Here is a 17,008-nt window from a genome sequence, read left to right as displayed (position 1 = left end):
CGCCGGCCTCCAGAAGGAGGTGGTAGCGGCCGGCGTCAGTCACAGCCGCCTCGTCCCACGGCGATGCGCAGGTGTGGGCCGCAGACGTCGATCCAGCGGTACCCGAGGCCGGGAAACGCGCGGACGGTCGTGTAGGAGGCAGGCGTGGCGCAGGCGATGCAGAGCAGTCCCCGGCGCAGCCTGTCCGCCCAGTCGGGTGGGAGCCGCCCACCGTCGGGTGGCGGCGCCGGCTCAAGGTCGGCGGGGTTGAGGCCGAGGGCGTGGGTGATCGCGGGGCCGTCCACTGGCTGCTCCTCTGCCCTCTGACAATCGATCTTGACCGTTTGCCAAGTGATCTTGACTGCCGACTCGGGGCCAGGAGTGAAATCGCAGGTCACCATAACAACACAGGGTGACGGCCTGGTAGCTGACAGTCGGTAAGAGGGTGAGGGGAGCAGATGCATCGCAAGTCACTTTCCGGTGACAAGATTGATGAACGTCTCGGTGTTCACCAAGAAGCAAATGTTCAGACTCGCAATCCCGAAGGTGCAGCTGCACCGAATCGCGCTCTGCTTCAGCCGGTCCGTCATCCCGACGCAGCCCCATTCCCGCATGAAGAACATAAAGAGGATCAGGGCTACGAAGAGACCTGCCAGGCACCAGACCCTGGGCTCGCTCGGACCCGGAGGGGGGTTCGCGAGGATCGATACCTGGATGGCGATCGCAGCCACGGCCAGGTCGATCCCCCAAGCCAGATCTTCCATGCTGCGGCCACTCGGACGGCTCAGCGCCTTGCCGACCAAGGTGCCGAGGCCGCACGCTACCGTCACGACAACCGCATCGACGAAACTGGGCATACATAGACATTATCGACACGTTGGTCATGTAACCGGACTAGTTACCGCCAACGGAGGACCGAAGCCACTGCTGCACGAAGGACCGACATGAAGCGCGCGGAACAGATCATGTACGTCGTCGACGTTGAATCGCTGCTGAGCCCGGAGCTGACACTGGCCGATGCTGCTAACGTCCTCGCGCATGGTCCAGCAGGTGCCGCGCTCGTCGGAACCGCTATGGAGGTCAGCGGCGGGCTGACCTGGCAGAGCGCGCTGATCGCTGCCAGCTCCCACGACAGGTCCACACAGCTCGCTGAACTCGTCCACCCAGTGCCTGCCGTCTCCTCGGATGCCGACACCCGGCAGCTCCGCGAGGTCTTCGACCGGCACAAGGCCGATCTTGTCGCCGTGGTGGACGCCGACAACCACCCCGTCGGGCTGATCACCGAGGCCGTACTCGTCGAGGTAGAGGAACAACAGGACACCGGGAAGTTCCGGGAGAACGCACAGGTGGTAACGGTGCAACCGCCAGCAGATGAAGGGGGGCAGCAGATGGCCAAACACAAACAGCAGCAGAGCCATAACCAGCGATTGAGCGCCGCCTTCCGCGGAGACGGAAGTCTCGGATCGCGCATGCGCAGGACTGTCGTCCTCATCGCCGGGCCGCTGTTTGTCCTGGCCACCACGGGATACCTCATCTACACGGCCACGCTGGCTCCCTCAGCTCTCCTCATCCCATTCATCGCAGCGACGGCCATCGTCATGTTGCTCGCGCGCCTTATCTGGCCGCTGTACAGCCGTCGCCAGCCCCCCACCGAACCCGACAAAACCGAATGAGTCGATTCCCCAGCTCGTAGCCGCAGGAGCACCGATCAAGATCAAATGCCAGAAGCTCGACGCCGCCAAGATCACCTGGCAAATGGTCAAGGCCATCTGACAGAGAACATCCTCCATGGCCCCCAATGGCACTGCTCACCCACCATCCTAAATCGAACGTACGACCGATCCAGTTCTGACGCGCTTCGCGCTGCTTTGTTTCCTGGAACGCGTGCAGGTGCGGGACCTGGAAACGGACCCGCCGGTGGATCGCCGAGGAGGAGCGCCGCGAGGAAGAGCGTCAGCGTGGGCTGCAGGCGCGGCCGCCCGGGCCGGACTGGCTGATCCAGTACGGCCTGAACCGCAAGAACGTCGACTGTGTTCACACCGGTGGCTGCTGGGCGGCCGTGAAGAGCGGCCGGTGCCAGCCGACCACCCGGGAGCAGGCGGTGGAGGCACTGCGGCAGCAGGTCCCGGCGTGCGTGTACTGCCGCCCCGACACCGCGCTGGGCGTCTTGGACTGAGCGCGGCACACAGGCCCGGCGGCCCAGCCCGACCGGCTGCCGGAGCCCAGGCCGGACCGGGACACGCCCGCCAACGGGGCGGACCGATTCGTGGCTCAGGCGCTGCGGGGTTTGCGGCGCGGGGTCTTCTTTGCGGTTGTCTTCTTCGTCGCGGTCTTCTTGGCGGGCTGCTTCTTCGCTGTCTTCTTCGGTTGGGGCAGCTCGCGCACGTCGGCGTGACCCGTTTGTTCACCGCGCGAGGCCTTGGCCTTCTCCACCGAGGCGCCAAAGCCCTCGGCATAACCGTCGCCCCGCCGCCCGAGCGGCCCGTCCTGGAACCCGACCTGGAAAGGGCCCGGGTCCCCCTGCAAGAAGTCACCCAGTACCGCGCCGAGCAGGCTGCCTTCCAACTCGGCGCACAGAGCCCCACCCCGACTGCGCCGGCGGAACCGCAGCCGCAAGCGGACGAGATCCGCGCCATCGGCGTCTTCGAGCACCCAGAGATCCTCGACGAAGCCCTCACCCACGCCCGGCGCCGCCTGCTGATCATCTCACCGTGGATCAAGAACGCGATCATCACCACCACGTTCCTCAGCAAGCTGGAAACCCGCCTGGCGCGCGGGGTGAAGGTCGACATCGCCTACGGCTACGAGGACCACGACACCAAGACCGACCCGGCCGCCGTCCGCAAGCTACAACCTCACCGCCCGCCATCAGGACAAGTTCACCTTCACCCGCCTCAAGAGCACCCACGCCAAGGTCCTCGTCTACGACGACTTCTGGGTCACCACGTCCTTCAACTGGCTCTCTTTCAAGGGCCATCCCGACCGTACCTACCGCATGGAAGAAGGAAGCCTCGTCCGCAACCGCCAGATCGCCGACGCCCAGTACACCCGCTACCTCGAGCTCATTGAGGAGCAACGCCGATAGCCGCGCTTCGCCGAGGGCTGCTGGCTGCGTTGTCAGTTCCTGATGGGGCTATTTGAATTTCCCCACCCCCCGCTAAGGCATGGGGCAAACCTGCTCTGTTGATCTCCCCACCCTTTGTGTGACCTTGTTCGGTCTCTTCGCGTGATCTTTTCCGGCGTGTCGAGTTGGCCCGGGAGTGTCGTGGAGAGCCTGCGTGAGCCATGAGTTCGGCCTGGTCGGGGGCCTGAATGCTCACGCGGGAGGAAGACGTGGATGCTCACGCTCTGCGTCGCCAGGGATGGACGATCTCGGCGATCGCACGGCACCTGGGCCGGGACCGCAAGACGATCCGTGCCTATCTGAACGGTGAGCGGGTCCCTGATCAGCGTCGTCGGGCACCGGACGCGTTCGTCCCCTTTCTGCCGTACTGCCGGCAAAGACTCGCGGACGACCCTCACCTGTGGGCCTCGACCTTGTTCGATGAGGTGACCGCCCTGGGTTACCAGGGGGCGTACTCGACCTTCACCCGGGCCCTTCGCCGCTACCAGGTCCGACCGCACTGCGAGCCCTGTCATGCGTCGACCGGCCGGAACGTCGCGGTGATCGCTCATCCGCCAGGAGAGGAGATCCAGTTCGACTGGTTGGAACTGCCGGACCCGCCGCAAGAGTGGGCAGTGGGTGAGCATGCCCATCTCCTGGTCGGGGCGCTCGCGCATTCGGGCCGGTGGCGGGCGGTGCTGTCGGAATCCGAGAACTTTCCGCATCTGGTCCAGGCCCTGGACGAGGTCATGCGCAAACTCGGTGGAACCGCGCGGCGCTGGCGGTTCGACCGTATGGCGACGGTCTGCTACCCCTCCAGCGGGCAGGTGACCTCCGCGTTCGCCGCGGTTGCGAAGTACTACGGGGCCGGGGTGGACATCTGCCCGCCCCGTCGTGGCAACCGCAAGGGAGTGGTTGAGAAGGTCAACCACTCTGCCGCGCAACGCTGGTGGCGCACGGTTCCTGACGGACTGACCGTCGCCCAGGCACAGTCCGGCGTCGACAAACTTGCACATCGCATGGACGAGCGACGCCGTCGCATCAGCGGAGTGGCCACTACGGTCGGCGAACTCGCCCAGGCCGAAGTGTTGTTGGACATCCCGGTGCGGCCCTTTCCGGCCGAGCTGGAGGTCGAGCGGACGGTCAGCCCTCAGAGCCTGGTGCAGTTCGACGGGAACTTCTATTCCGTCCCGCCGGGCCTGCCCGGAGTCCAGGTCAAGGTGCTGCACCGCCTCGGCGAGAGCGACCTGCGGATCGCGACCGCCGGCCGGGCAGTGATCGCTCAGCACCGCCGAGCCCCGCGGGGCGCCGGTCAGACCATCCGGGACGACGGCCATGTCATTGCCTTGGAGCGGGCAGTGCTGGCGTCGTTTTCCGACAGGGCCCCCTGCAAGAGCAAGGTCCGCAAGCCGCTGTCGGAGGCCGCGATCGCGGAAGCCGAGCGCCTGCGCGGATCATCCCTGGCCGGTGATCCGGCCGAGCGGGTCGTGATCGACCTGTCCCACTATGCCGCCGTGGCCGACCGGCTGCGGAGTGTTCCGCCGCCGAAGGAGGAGAACCCGGAGTGAGTACGTCGCCTATGCAGATGAGCGAAGCACGACGCTTCCAGCAGCTGCGAAGCCATCTGTCCTACCTCAAACTCAACGACGCAGCCGAAGCACTGAACCGGGTCCTGGACCAGGCCCGCACTGAACGGATGTCGCTGACAGCGGCTCTGGAACGACTGCTGGAGATCGAGGTCGAAGCCACCGAGGCCCGCCGGCTTGCCGCTCGGCTGCGATTCGCCTGTCTCCCCGAGCCCTGGACACTCAACGACTTCGACTTTGCCGCCCAGCCCGGAGTCGACGAGAAGCTCATCCGCGACCTGGCGACGTTGCGTTTCCTTGACGACGCCTCCAACGTCCTGTTCGTCGGTCCGCCTGGAGTCGGTAAAACCATGCTGTCCGTCGCACTCGGCCGGGCCGCAGTCGAAGCAGGACACCGCGTCTACTTCACCACCGCCGCGGAACTGGCGGCCAAGTGCCACAAGGCCGCGCTCGAAGGCCGCTGGAAGACCTGCATGAACTTCTTCGCCGGCCCCAAGCTCCTGATCATCGATGAACTGGGCTACCTCCCACTGCCCGAGGACGGTGCCTCGGCGTTGTTCCAGGTGATCAACCAGCGATATCTGAAATCGAGCACCATCCTGACGACCAACGTTGGGATCGCTAAAGCGCACATGTTCCGGCGAACCCGTGCGAGGTGCTGCCTGAACAGCACGAGTTCAAAACGGATAGGCAGGCCGCCAGGCCGGACGTAATCTGCGGGCTGTGACGGTGAGATACGAGTTGGACGGCAGCAAGGTCAAGACGCTGGAGGACTTCTGGCGGGTCGCTGGCGAGAGCATCGGCTGCGGCGGATACTTCGGCCGGAACCTTGATGCCTTCGCTGACTGCCTCCGCGGCGGCTTCGGGACACCGGACGACGGCGACTTCGTGATCGAGTGGCGTGATCACGAAGCCTCCCGCCAGCATCTGGGATACCCGGAGACTGCTCGGCAGCTCGAGAGGTGGCTCGCCCGCTGTCATCCGACGAACAAGGCACGTATGGCCGCCAGGCTGGCGGAAGCCCGCGCTGGACGTGGCCCGACCGCCTTCGACTGGCTGGTCGAGATCATTGAAGAAGAACTGCCGGGGGGCCTGCGCCTTCGTTAGCCCAGGCGGAGTGGTCACGGAGCCGGCAGACGGCCCTCGTCGATGTGGTCGGCGAGATAGATCAGGGTGGCCTGAGGGTCCATGCCGAAGGCGGCGGCGACGAGCTTGGGGTCCATTGTGTTCACCATGTCGACAAGGCGGGTGCTGCGGATCATCCGGGGCGGGAAGCCACAGTCGTCGAGGACGTGGGAGAGGTATGCGGTGGAGGCCGGGTTCCGCCCGGCCTTTGTTCCTTTGGTGACCACGACGTGAGGGTTGTCGGTCCGCCATGCCTGGCGATGGGCCAGGCAGCGTTGCAGCACCGTCCATGAGGCGGGATCGAGCGGGACAGGATGGGGCCGCTTGCCGAGCCGGACCGTTTGGGCCTGCTGGTCCACGTCGTTGACCTGCAACATTCGGGCCTCTGAGCTGGAGGCGCCATGCAGCAGAGCGAGTATTCCCACGACTGCCTCGTGGGGATGGACCTCCTCGCTGGTCGTCCAGCGGCGGAAGAGATAGCGCTGCTGGTCGAGGGTGAGGGTCCTGCCGCGGAAGCCCTTCGAACTCTTGGAGGTCATGTTCCGGGTCGGATCGATCAGCACGATGTGCTGGGTCCGGGCGAAGCGAAAGAACTGGCCCAGTACGACCAGCTGGCGCTTGCGTGCTTTGGGCAAGGTGGCGAGGAACGCTTCGACGTCGTGAACATCGGTGAGGGCCCAGTCATTCTTGTTCCGCTGGTTGATCAGGAAGAGGGCCAGGTCACGCAGGATGGTCAGGGCTGTTTCCAAGGTGTGGTTGCTACGGGGGCGGGTGCCGGCCCGCCGGGCCCGCTGCTGGGCCCGCATGCGGGAGGCATCGAAGGCGATCACGGCCTGCTTCAGCGGGTCGGGGACCGCGTCGATGCGGCGTCTACGTCGACCGGCCGCGAGCTGTTCGGCCTGGTCAGTGGGCAAGGCCAGGCTATGGAGGGTGAAGAAGTCCTCAAGTGCACGGGCGAAGGAGCCCATCGACCGCCCCGGCCTGCGGGACCGCTCCAGCAGGGCCTGGGGTGAATTGGAGTGCTCGTCTTTCAGGAGTCGGCCCAAGTCGGTGACGAAGCCACAGGCCCTGGAGACGCAGTGGTTGCCCGCGACACGGGCGACGAAGGCATCGAGCCACTCCGGCGGGTCGGTGAGTTGGTCACGGAGGTGTTCACCGCGGATGAAGGGGCGGCCGGGATGCTTTTGCCAGCATGCTGAGCACAGCCCGAGTCCGGCATGTCGTCGCACCTGGCCGCATTCGTGACAGGTCCGCGGCGGTTGTTTGTCCTGGCGGGGCCGGGAACAGTGACCGCACCAGCCGGTGTCCTCGCGCAGATAGCCGGGCCTGCCGCAGCGCGGACAGACCTGCTGGGCTGCGATCTGCCCGGCTTTGCGGCGGCAGTCCCGGCACAGTCGGGTGTCGGCCGAGCGGACTGGATGGCCGCATTCTTCGCAGACGCGGGAGCACGTGACGCACCGGCCGGTGTCCTGCTGCAGCACGCGGTCCTTGCCACAGGCCGGGCATATCGCCTTGGCCGCCTGTTCCTCGATCTGGCGCCGACACCGGCAGCAGTGCAGCCGGTCGAGGAATCCGACGGGAGCCCCGCAGGTGACGCAGTCTCGTTGTTTCTTGCCCATCTCGCTCTCCGCCGATCACAGCGGCGGCATCGACCGGCCCCTTCCGGAGGCCGCCTGCGGAAGGTCGGCGACCGGCCGGGGTGGAGCGATGGGCCGCTCGACGGGGGTGGTGTCGACCTCGATCAGGTCGTTGGGGGTGCACTCAAGCGCGGTGCACAACGCGGCCAGCGTGGTCATCTTCATCTGCGATGGTTCCTTGGTGAACAGTGCGGACACCGATGCCGAGGACAGCTCCAGGCCGGCCTTCTCGGCCAGGAGCCGCCGCAGTTCCGTCCCGGTCCATACCTCTCGCTGGGCAGCGGCCATTCGCAACCGCCACCGGATCTTCATGCCGTGGTGTCCTTCCCCGTCAGCTCGGCCAGGGTGCTGGCGACCGCCCGCTGATAGGCGTCCTCGATGAAGGTCGCGGAGGGACGGACGTATCGCATGGTCGAGCTGACCGTCCAGTGTCCGAGCATTTGCTGGATCGCCACCAGGTCGACGCCGCGTTCGTAATTGTGGGTCGCACAGGCCCGCCGGAGGGCATGCGGGCTGAACCGCTCGTCGGCCGGCCGCCCTTCCAGTTGCATGAGATACCGCAGCCGGTTGCGGATCGTGCCGCGATGCAGAGGGCCGCCGGACTCGTCGGCGAACAGCACTGGCGAGCTGGGGAACTTGGGACGTACGTCTTCCAGGAACCACCGAAGCACGAGGTCGAGACCGTCGAGCATGGGAACCCAGCGAGGGCGGGGCCCGGAGGTGTGGGCGCCCTTACCGAAGCGGACGTGGAGTTTGCCGAATGGGCCACGGGCGAAGTGCGCGTCCGGCTTCTCCAGCAGCGAGGCTTCTTCCGAGCGGAGCCCGGCGTGATACAGCGTCCGGAACATCGCATAGTCCCGGGCGGCGGGTCCGTATTTCCGGGCGGTGGCGATCCTCTGCTTGATGAAATCGAAGAACACGGCCACCCTTTCCGGTGTCGGCGGTGGCAGCAGAGCCGGGGAGTCGTCGCCGACATGCCGGGAAGCGTTGAACTCGTCGACCGGGCAGACCAGCCGGACGCCGAACGCGGCCTCGATCTCGGCCGCCTTGCGGGCCTGCAGGAACCGGTGGAAGCCCTTGAAGATCTGCACGTACTCGCGCCGGGTCGAGGTCTTACGGCCCTGGACCGCGAGGTCGCCGACGACGCGGTCGATGTCCTCGGGCGTCACGTCCCACGCGGGTCGGCCGAGCGCCGTGAGGGTCCGCTCCAGCAGCCCGATGTCGTTGTCGACGGTCACCGGGCAAAACCCACGAGCCCTCCACGAAGCGACGAATGCGTCGACACACGCCGCCTGGAACTGCCACGGATCCGTCGTCAGCGGGGCCTGAGGGACGGCCCCGCCCGCGATGACCTGCAGTCTCGCCTCGGCCACCGGCACACCTTCCTCGCACCTGAACGGTCAAGGCAGCACCTTGAAAGTCAGGTTGCTACCGCGAGAACCAACGAGGACCTCAGGAGAGGGATACGGCCAGGTGGCAGCGGCAACCCGTGTGAGGGAACAAGTGCCAGCCCCAGATGACTGGGCCGGCGCCTTCGGCGACGCCACCGTCGCTGCCGCGATGCTCGACCGGCTCCTGCACCGGGCCGCTGTCGCCGGCATCGACGGCCCCTCCTACCGGCTCCGCGGTCACCAGAACCAGGCCGAATCCATCCGAGCCGGGGTGAACGCCCGTGTCTCCTGACCACGCTCCCGACACCGCCGAGGTCGAACCCGAGATGGCCCGTCGCTGCCCGGTCTGCGAGACCGTCTTCACCGTCGCCTACCGCTACAGCCGACAGGTCTTCTGCTCGCCCACCTGCAAAGCAGCCAACCGCAACAACAAACCGGCCCGGCAGACGTGCCCGGCCTGCGAGAACGAGTTCACCACCACAGTCGCCCGCCGCCGGACCTACTGCTCCGAAGAGTGCCGCAACGCCGCCCGCACCAGCGACGACATCCGGGAACAGCGCGTCTGCCCAGTCTGCGACGGCCCTTTCGCGACCCTCAAAACGACGCGCCAGATCTACTGTTCGCCAGCCTGCCGCAAAGACGCTGAGCGCCGACGCGACCAGGCGAGAGACGAAGACCGTGCCCGTCGCCTCGCCGAAACCACACCTCTGCCATCGCGGGCAGAGCTGCCACCGCCCCCCAGAACCCTCAGCAGGTCTCCCTCACGCCAACCAGTGGCTCCCGAGCGTGACCCGCTGGAACCGACCGCGACCCGGAGCTGCCCCCACTGCAACCAGCCGGTCACCATTGTCGCGCTTCTTGCGACCCCTGAAGCCGCCCGCCCCTCCGTCCCCACCACAAGCCCTGACATCGTCCCGCTAAGAAGGACCCCATGACAGTCGTCCACTGACCGTCACTGATCACCGGGCCCGCCGACCTGACGGTCGGCGGGCCCGCGCACGTGCTCCTCGCTCCCCACCTTCCCCACACCCTTCAACGGTGAACGAAGTGGGGCGAAGAGCATCAGCGGCCGTTTTCAGGAATCGCCATCATTCCACGGCTGCGGTCGGCACGGGCATGCCGCGGCGCAGGGCCTCGCGGGTAAAGGACGCTGGATCAAGCGTCGTCCTGAGAGCTTGACCAACAGTGAAAGCACCCGGTTGGACCGTGTCATGGAGGCCTGCCCCGATCTGAGCGCTGCCCGCGACCTCGCGCATGCCTTCAACGCCATAGCCCGCGAGCGGCGAGGCTCCGAACTCGTTCAATGGATGACCTGAGCGACGGACCGAAGCAGATCCAGTCCTTCGCCACATTCCTCCAACATGACTGGGATGCGGTCGTTAACGGGTTCAGCCTGCCCTGGAGCTCCGGGGCCGTCGAAGGCCAGGTCACACGGATCAAGCTGATCAAACGCCGGTCATACGGGCGAGCGTCCTTCGCTCTCCTCCAGACGCTGGTCCTCGCTCAGCCGCCGTGATCGTCAGAACGGCAGCACCCACTCGTGATCTTCGACCGCCTCGGTTCCTGCTGGCACGGCGGGCGGACAGGCGCCGGGAATGGCTTCAACTGGCTGATGGGGCGGGATGCTGGGCTCGTACGCCTGTGCGCCCGCTACGCCCTCTCCGCGGCCCCGGCTAGCGTCGCGCACCGTCGAACCCATGGGGGCTACCGGTCAAGCGTGTGCACGGCGTGGGGACTGCACAGACTGCCCGAACCGAACGGCGACGCCCTGGTGGAGGGGGTCCGATGCCAGGGCTGCCTCTAATACTGGGAGCTGGACGCGACGGCCCCGGAACGCCGGCTGGTCACGGATGACGGTCTGACCCGGCCGATGGGGGACCCGTGGGAGATCGGGCCGGGTACTGCCGCAAAGGGGCTTATGCCGCCTTTCCTGCACTCCCTTGCGTGTCCTCGTTCTTCCTGCGGCACGAATAGTGCTCCGGTAGCCCTTCCGGCCCCGGCATGCTTGCGGGCATGCCACACCCGAAGCGGCAAAGGGGGATCGGTTGCCCTGATGCATCGACGGAAACCTGGTGTGGCTCCGCTTCCTGGGCGGGTCGGCTCTCAAGGACGATCGTGCGGCTCCCGCACCTCTCCTTCGGCGCGGCACGCACCTCTGACGCCGGACGATCCTCAGTGCACCGGTCCCGCCGGTCGCCCTGCCGAACTGGTGACGCGCGCTCCTTGTCTTCCCAGGCGGGGCCGTTCGCTTCCAGGTACTTCTGCCACTGCTGTGAGGGGAGCCAGCCGTGAAGGCCGTTGTGCACGAACGGGACACGCTCGCCGGCCGCCGCTTCCACGATGAACTGAGTCAGGGTCAGGCGGCCGGTCCCCTCGAAGGTCCTTGACTGGTGAACGGGAACGAGGATGCGGTGCCAGTCTCCGCAGTACCCGGCGTCAGCCGGGTTCTCCGGGTCGTACGGCTTCTACGGGCATCGGGCGATCGCGCCCCTTGGGCTGCACTGGCCTTCCTCGACGACGAAGTTGCCGTCTCGGATCGCGATGGGGTTCTCCTGGACGCGGATGACGGAGGCCGGCAGGTTCGGTGTGCGAACGTAGGGGACAGCGCCGATACCCGAGTGGTCGGGGTCCGTGAAGTCCCACACGGACTGGATCCCACCGCGGCGACGGAACCCTTCTCGTACCCGCATTCCCCGGGCGGTCTGGTCACTCAGCTGAGGCTCGTAGCCCAGGACGATGCCGTTGGCGCCGCGTATGCGAACGTCAAGACGAGCGTGCCCGTCGGCGGCCAACGACTCGATGTCCGCGGAATAACCGTGGTCTTCGGAGTCCTTCGCTACGCGTTCTTTCCGGGCGAGATGCTCGTCCGACTCGTGACTAATGGGCTTCTCGCCAGGCTTGCGGTAGTGGGATGCGAGCAGCACTCCGTCGCGCTGGACGAGGTACATGGGGACGCGCCGGCCCCGGAGAGCCCGGCAGTCGGGGCAGATCAGCCCACGCCTTTCGACGGGAACACGGTTGCGCATCCGAAGGAGTTCGTCCAGAAGGCCCTCGCCCTGAGGAAGGCCGAGGTCCGCCCGGTCCAGGTCGAGGTTGCAACCAGCCGGTTCGAAGAAGACCGGGTTCCGAAAGAGGTCTTCGTCGCTGTCGCGCTCAAAGTCGTCGTCCATCGGCACTCCCCGCAGCCGCTTCGAGTAGGACTTGCTTTGTACGGTACGCGCATGCACTGACAACCCCGGCCTGAAATGCGACAACGCCCCCAGACCGAAGAGCCCAGGGGCGCGCTGTACGACGGTCAGGCTTCCTCGCGGTGGCGGGCGACCTCTTCCACACTCCAGCCCACGAATTGGGCGACGTCCTCGTCTGTCGTTGACGCCAGCCCAAGCCAGTCCTGCAACGCGTCGGCGAGGCTGGCCGGAATCCCGATGGGTTCTACGTCGACCTCAACGCAGTGCAAACCCCCTTACCACCAAGAAGCTCGCCCGCGACTACGGCGTGGCCTTCCGCGTGAACCCCGCCATCGGCCGTCCCGCGGCCATCCGCACGCACTGGCATTCCGCATCACGCTGACGACCGGCTCCTGATGAGGCCAGCACCAAGAGCGACCTTGGAAACGACGGCAGCGTGGATCACCGAGGAGGAGCGTTCGTCCCCTCACGGCGAAGCACGGTGCAGGGGCGGCGACCGCTGAACCGAGAGGTGGACGTGAGATGAATCACGTGCCGATATGCCCGGTAGGGGCTCTTGGGATGTAAGTGGAAAGTAAATCCCACGTGCCGAAAGTGTGCGCGACAGGTAACGTTCCGTGTCTGATTACATGATCTTTACATTCACTTGAACAGGTCGGGGGGCCTTCATGGGGAGGGGAAAACGTCGCCGCAGAGCGACGTACGGGGTCGTCATCGCCACGCTGACGACCGTAACGGCGGCAGGCGTCTCGGCCTTGCCGGCCAGCGCCCAGGACACGGCCACCGCGCTCCGTGCCAGCGCTATTGCCGCCGCAGCCGAATCGGGCGAGGCAGCCAACGAAGAACTGGCCAAGGCGGCCGCCAAGGAGAGCGGCCAGCCGGTGGAGGCCCTCAACCTGCGCGGTGAACGCCGTGACGTGGTAGCCAACGCAGACGGTTCTTTCACGGCGCGGGAGTACACGCAGCCGGTGCGTACCGTGCAGGATGGCAGCTGGGTGCCGGTCGACGACACGCTCGTGAAACAGGGCGACGGCACTTGGGCGCCGAAGGCCGCAACAGTGGGGCTTGAGTTCTCCGACGGCGGCGAGGGTCCGTTCGCCCGGATGAACCGGGTCGGGCGCGAGTACGCGCTGACCTGGCCCGGCGGCGTCCTGCCCGCACCGCACGTGGAGGGCGATACTGCCCGCTACGCGGAAGTCCTTCCCGGTGTCGACCTGGCTGTCCGCGCCGATGTCGAGGGTTTTTCGCACTACCTCGTCGTCAAGACGGCGGAGGCTGCTGCCAATTCGCAGCTTGAGTCGATCGAGCTGGGGCTCACGACGAAGGGCCTGACGGTCACCGAGACCGACAGCGGTGCTCTCGAGGCCGTCGACTCCGCCGTGGGCGGCACGGTTTTCGAGTCGGGCAGCGCGAGTATGTGGGACTCCTCGGCAGCCGCCGGGACGAGCACGGCGCCCGCCGCCCGCACGGCACTGTCCACCGCGGTTTCGGATCCCGCCTTGGATGCGGCCGACGGGGGCCGCAAGGCTCCGTTGGACGTCGATGTGGCGAAGGGCAAGCTGACCCTCAAGCCCGACCTGAAGCTGCTGCGTGGCAAGAGCACCCACTACCCGGTGGTGCTCGACCCGACGCCGCGGACCACGGGGGCGACCGCGTGGACGTCGGTGATGTCGGGGATGCCGAGTGAGCAGGACTGGAAGTACTCCGGTCATGCCGGCATGGGCAAGTGCCCGGCCGACTACAACCCGACGCAGTGCGCGGGGATCGGGGTGCGCCGGCTGATGTTCAGCGTCCCGATGTCCTTCTACAGCGGGAAGAAGATCCTTTCGGCGTCGTTCTCCGCCCGGGTCGGGGCCGTGTACTGGGCGGACGCGCGGGCGGAACCGGTCGATCTGTACCGGATCGGCGGGCAGAACTACACGATCACCTCGTCCAGCAATTGGTCGAACACGTCAAGCTCCTGGTCCGACTACCTGATGACGGTGGACCAGAAGATCTCCCCGACCACCTGCTCGAGCCCGGCCAATCTGCACTTCAGCAACGGCGAGCTCCTCACCGATGTCCAGGACGCGGCGTATGGCGGCTGGTCGACGATGTCGCTGGGCCTACGGGCGAAGGATGAGTCGACGTACGGCGGCTGGAAGAGGATCTGCGGCAACAGCTACCTGTCCATCACGTACAACACTCCACCGGCGCAGGTCGCGACGTCGCTGATGTCGTCGAACCCGGGCGGCAAGTGCGTCGTCGACGCCAACAAGGCTCCCTACATCGACTCGCTTCCGCAGCTGCGGACCGAGGCGAGGGATGCGGACAACTCCAGCTCTTACACCGACCAGGTGAAGGTGCAGTTCCAGGTCTTCTACAAGGACAAGGGCGGTGTTGAGCGCAGCTATTTCGCGGACACCCTGTACAAGTCCCCGAACCCTGGCACGGTCTTCTCCCACCAGGTGGTCCAGCCGGCGCTCGGCGCCGGGGTGGGCATGTGGGAGCCTTCGACGCGTACCTTCCACCTGCGCAACACGGCGACGGCAGGCTTCCCAGACTCCAAGCCGGCTTTCCCCGAAGCTGGAACGGTTCCGCTCACCGGTGACTGGGACGGTGACGGTGTCGAAACGATCGGCATGTTCGACCCCGCAACTCGTATCTTCCACTTGCGCAATAAGAACGATGGCCCCGACAGCTGGGCTGTCCAGTTCGGCACCGTCGGTGACATCCCTGTGGTCGGCGACTGGAACGGCGATGGCACTGACACGGTCGGTGTCTGGCGGCCGAGCAACCACTACTTCTACCTGAACAACGAGCACACCAATACGACCACGGACGTGTCCTTCGTCTACGGTGCCACCGGCATGACGCCCATCACGGGTGACTGGAACGGCGACGGCTACGACACGATCGGGATGTACGACTCGTCGAACATCATGATCTACCTGCGCAACTCCAACAGCGGTGGCGGCAACAGCAACGAGATCCGCTACGGCAGCGCGGGCGACAAGCCTGTCGTGGGCGACTGGGACAAGGACAAGATCGACACCGTCGGCGTGTGGCGGCCCGACACGCACTACTTCTACCTGAACAACGAGCTCACCAATAACGTCGCTGACCTGTCCTTCGTCTACGGCGCGGACGGCATGCTTCCCCTGAGCGGGAACTGGAGCACGGACAGCGGTATCCCCGCCGAGACGACGATCTCTTACCAGGCCCGCGCCTTCGACGGGGACCAGTGGGGGCCATGGAGCTCCGCGAATGGGGTGGGTCGCTGCTACGTCAAGCGCGACGCCGTCACGCCGAAGGCGCCGACGGTGGCCGGTGCGCCGTACAAGGACGACGAGGTGTGGCGCAGCGGCGTGGGCAAGTCCGGCACATTCAGCTTCGACGCCGCTGACACCGACGTCGTCGGCTACCGGTGGACCATCGACGACGAAGTCCAGGATCCCGTGCCTACCTCGGGAGGAGCGTCGAAGTCCGTGACCTGGACGCCGACCTGGCAAGGCCGACACACCCTGTCCGCCGAGGCCTACGACGCTGCCGGCAGAACAAGCGCCAGGGCCGAGTACTCGTTCAAGGTCGTCGACGACGGTCCCGTCGGCCAATGGAACCTCGGCGACCTGCCGGGTTCCGTCAAGGCCGTTGAAGAGATGGATCGCGCGCCCGCCATGGCGGGTTCAGGCGTCACCTTCGGCGTCCCGGGCCCGGCTTCCAGGACCGACTCCGCAGCACGGTTGGATGGTACGGCGGACGGTTACCTCACGGTGCAGGCCGCGGACACGGACACCGACCCGCTCAAGCGGGCCGCTGTCATCGATCCGACGCAGAGTTTCTCCGTCAGTGCTTGGGTAAAGCCTGCCACCCTTGACCACGACATGGCTCTCCTGAGCCAGGACAGTCTGAACGACGCTGGTTTCGTCCTCGGATACAGCGCGAGCGACAAGGGGTGGTTCTTCGAAGCGCCGGGCACCGACGCGGGAACGACCACCCGCTGGCGGGTGAAGGCCGCCGGCAGTGTCACAGCGAACCAGTGGGTTCACCTGACGGCCATGTTCGATGGCAAGGCCGCCACCGGACCGCGCTTGTCCCTGCAGGTCAACAACAATGCGGCCACCACGGCCGCGCGCACCTCGACCATGACGGTGGGCGGTGACTTCCAGATCGGCCGGGCCAAGACCGGCCAGACCGAGACCGGGGCGTTGTACGGAAGCCAGTTCGTGGGCGACATCGCAGATGTCCGCGCCTTTACGCGGACGGTTTCCGCTGCGGAAGTGGCGCAGTTCCAGCGCACCATTCCCGACCGTAAGGCGTACTGGCAGTTCGATGCGGCGGCCGACACCAGCGTCACGAACGTTCAGGCCGACGGCCAGCCGCTGACGCTGCAAGGTGCCAAGGTCCACGTCGCCACCGACGCGTTGGACGACTTTCAGGCGCTGACCGGGCAGGGACACCTGGAGCTGGACGGTGTGAACGACTGGGCGGCCACCTCCGCGCCTGTTGTCTCTGAGACGGGCAGTTACACGATAGCCCTGCGGGCTCGCCTCACCTCCTTGGACCCTGACAAGTCGCAGACGGTTCTGGCCCTCCCGGGCCAGAACACCGACCGTCTCGTCGTCAGGTATGACGCGCCCACCCAGCGCTGGCAGGCCGTGGTGACCGCATCGGACACGGTTGGTGCGCCGGCCACGGTCGTCACGTCGACGGCGCAGGCCGAGCCGACGCGGGACGGGTTCGGTGACCATCTCGCCGTGGTGTATGACGCCGTGACACGTCAGGTGCGCCTCTACGTCAACGGCGCAAGCGCCCCCGATGATGCGCGCCTCAACATTTCGCCGTGGAACTCGGTCGGCGCCGTCCAGGTGGGCCGTTCCGCCAAGGCTGCAGGCGGCGAGTACTTCGCCGGCGCCGTCGACGAGGTTCGCTTCTACGCAGGTGCCCTTGACCGTAACGGGCTGAGGCTCCTCAAGGGCCTCCAGGCCGACCCCGGCATCTAGAACTCCTGCAGGTTGGG

Annotated in this window: 15 protein-coding genes; 8 read left to right on the top strand and 7 right to left on the bottom strand. The window is 66.4% G+C overall.

All coding sequences use genetic code 11. The features are described from left to right. Window positions 1-35: 35 nt before the first annotated feature. Both C3489_RS11290 and C3489_RS11285 read right to left on the bottom strand, forming a co-directional pair. Entirely contained in the window at window positions 36-284 is a 249-nt protein-coding gene (locus C3489_RS11290; RefSeq protein ID WP_103781608.1) for a hypothetical protein, read from the bottom strand. Between the two features lie 165 nt (window positions 285-449). Next, the gene (locus C3489_RS11285) at window positions 450-836 is read right to left on the bottom strand and encodes a hypothetical protein (protein ID WP_103781607.1); all 387 of its coding nucleotides are present in this window, start codon (window positions 834-836) and stop codon (window positions 450-452) included. Window positions 837-923: 87 nt separating this feature from the next. Here C3489_RS11285 and C3489_RS11280 point away from each other — a divergent pair, with 87 nt between their 5' ends. Then, window positions 924-1,652, top strand: coding sequence for a CBS domain-containing protein (locus C3489_RS11280; RefSeq protein ID WP_103781606.1), 729 nt, complete (start codon window positions 924-926; stop codon window positions 1,650-1,652). A gap of 248 nt (window positions 1,653-1,900) precedes the next feature. Then, window positions 1,901-2,155, top strand: a complete 255-nt coding sequence (locus C3489_RS39060; RefSeq protein WP_219821951.1) for a DUF6233 domain-containing protein — start codon at window positions 1,901-1,903, stop codon at window positions 2,153-2,155. A 95-nt stretch (window positions 2,156-2,250) separates the two neighbouring features. Here C3489_RS39060 and C3489_RS39315 read toward each other — a convergent pair whose 3' ends face one another. Beyond that, a complete protein-coding gene (locus C3489_RS39315) occupies window positions 2,251-2,661 on the bottom strand; it encodes a hypothetical protein (RefSeq protein WP_258054646.1) in 411 nt (136 codons plus the stop codon). 630 nt (window positions 2,662-3,291) lie between these two features. Here C3489_RS39315 and C3489_RS39310 point away from each other — a divergent pair. From C3489_RS39310 to C3489_RS11255, 3 genes are read left to right on the top strand one after another with little or no spacing between them, the layout of a single operon-like run. After that, window positions 3,292-4,650 (top strand): DDE-type integrase/transposase/recombinase, encoded by a 1,359-nt coding sequence (locus C3489_RS39310; RefSeq protein ID WP_103781605.1) that lies wholly within the window; start codon window positions 3,292-3,294, stop codon window positions 4,648-4,650. 17 nt (window positions 4,651-4,667) lie between these two features. Then, a complete protein-coding gene (locus C3489_RS11260) occupies window positions 4,668-5,381 on the top strand; it encodes an ATP-binding protein (protein ID WP_258054645.1) in 714 nt (237 codons plus the stop codon). Window positions 5,382-5,391: 10 nt separating this feature from the next. After that, the gene (locus C3489_RS11255; RefSeq protein ID WP_103781604.1) at window positions 5,392-5,775 is read left to right on the top strand and encodes a barstar family protein; all 384 of its coding nucleotides are present in this window, start codon (window positions 5,392-5,394) and stop codon (window positions 5,773-5,775) included. A 14-nt stretch (window positions 5,776-5,789) separates the two neighbouring features. Here C3489_RS11255 and C3489_RS11250 read toward each other — a convergent pair whose 3' ends face one another. From C3489_RS11250 to C3489_RS11240, 3 genes are read right to left on the bottom strand one after another with little or no spacing between them, the layout of a single operon-like run. Beyond that, window positions 5,790-7,412 carry an integrase gene (locus tag C3489_RS11250; protein ID WP_103781603.1) on the bottom strand — a complete coding sequence of 541 codons (1,623 nt, stop codon included), beginning with the start codon at window positions 7,410-7,412 and terminating at the stop codon, window positions 5,790-5,792. 15 nt (window positions 7,413-7,427) lie between these two features. Next, window positions 7,428-7,742 (bottom strand): helix-turn-helix transcriptional regulator, encoded by a 315-nt coding sequence (locus tag C3489_RS11245; RefSeq protein ID WP_103781602.1) that lies wholly within the window; start codon window positions 7,740-7,742, stop codon window positions 7,428-7,430. Then, the gene (locus tag C3489_RS11240) at window positions 7,739-8,668 is read right to left on the bottom strand and encodes a site-specific integrase (protein WP_258054644.1); all 930 of its coding nucleotides are present in this window, start codon (window positions 8,666-8,668) and stop codon (window positions 7,739-7,741) included. The genes C3489_RS11245 and C3489_RS11240 overlap by 4 nt, the downstream gene beginning before the upstream one ends. 265 nt (window positions 8,669-8,933) lie before the next feature. On the opposite strand from C3489_RS11240, the gene C3489_RS11235 reads away from it, so the two are divergent. Together C3489_RS11235 and C3489_RS11230 are read left to right on the top strand one after the other, a co-directional pair. Continuing rightward, a complete protein-coding gene (locus tag C3489_RS11235; protein ID WP_374936730.1) occupies window positions 8,934-9,113 on the top strand; it encodes an ATP-binding protein in 180 nt (59 codons plus the stop codon). 927 nt (window positions 9,114-10,040) lie between these two features. Further along, on the top strand, window positions 10,041-10,337 hold the full coding sequence (locus tag C3489_RS11230) for a transposase (protein ID WP_258054655.1): 297 nt from the start codon (window positions 10,041-10,043) through the stop codon (window positions 10,335-10,337). A 949-nt stretch (window positions 10,338-11,286) separates the two neighbouring features. Here C3489_RS11230 and C3489_RS11225 read toward each other — a convergent pair. After that, window positions 11,287-11,991 carry a hypothetical protein gene (locus C3489_RS11225; protein ID WP_103781600.1) on the bottom strand — a complete coding sequence of 235 codons (705 nt, stop codon included), beginning with the start codon at window positions 11,989-11,991 and terminating at the stop codon, window positions 11,287-11,289. 686 nt (window positions 11,992-12,677) lie between these two features. Here C3489_RS11225 and C3489_RS11220 point away from each other — a divergent pair. Next, window positions 12,678-16,991, top strand: a complete 4,314-nt coding sequence (locus tag C3489_RS11220; protein WP_103781599.1) for a LamG-like jellyroll fold domain-containing protein — start codon at window positions 12,678-12,680, stop codon at window positions 16,989-16,991. Window positions 16,992-17,008 lie beyond the last annotated feature (17 nt).

The organism is Streptomyces sp. Ru71, assembly GCF_002920535.1.
GTDB lineage: Bacteria > Actinomycetota > Actinomycetes > Streptomycetales > Streptomycetaceae > Streptomyces.
Note: the sequence above shows the minus strand (reverse complement) of the source record. Positions and strands in the feature narration are given on the sequence as shown.

Bases quoted from the DNA above. Each gene is read 5' to 3' on its own strand.
- C3489_RS11285 (WP_103781607.1), bottom strand. From the start codon at position 836: ATGCCCAGTTTCGTCGATGCGGTTGTCGTGACGGTAGCGTGCGGCCTC.
- C3489_RS11280 (WP_103781606.1), top strand. From the start codon at position 924: ATGAAGCGCGCGGAACAGATCATGTACGTCGTCGACGTTGAATCGCTG.
- C3489_RS39310 (WP_103781605.1), top strand. From the start codon at position 3,292: ATGCTCACGCGGGAGGAAGACGTGGATGCTCACGCTCTGCGTCGCCAG.
- C3489_RS11260 (WP_258054645.1), top strand. From the start codon at position 4,668: ATGAGCGAAGCACGACGCTTCCAGCAGCTGCGAAGCCATCTGTCCTAC.
- C3489_RS11250 (WP_103781603.1), bottom strand. From the start codon at position 7,412: ATGGGCAAGAAACAACGAGACTGCGTCACCTGCGGGGCTCCCGTCGGA.
- C3489_RS11245 (WP_103781602.1), bottom strand. From the start codon at position 7,742: ATGAAGATCCGGTGGCGGTTGCGAATGGCCGCTGCCCAGCGAGAGGTA.
- C3489_RS11225 (WP_103781600.1), bottom strand. From the start codon at position 11,991: ATGGACGACGACTTTGAGCGCGACAGCGACGAAGACCTCTTTCGGAAC.
- C3489_RS11220 (WP_103781599.1), top strand. From the start codon at position 12,678: ATGGGGAGGGGAAAACGTCGCCGCAGAGCGACGTACGGGGTCGTCATC.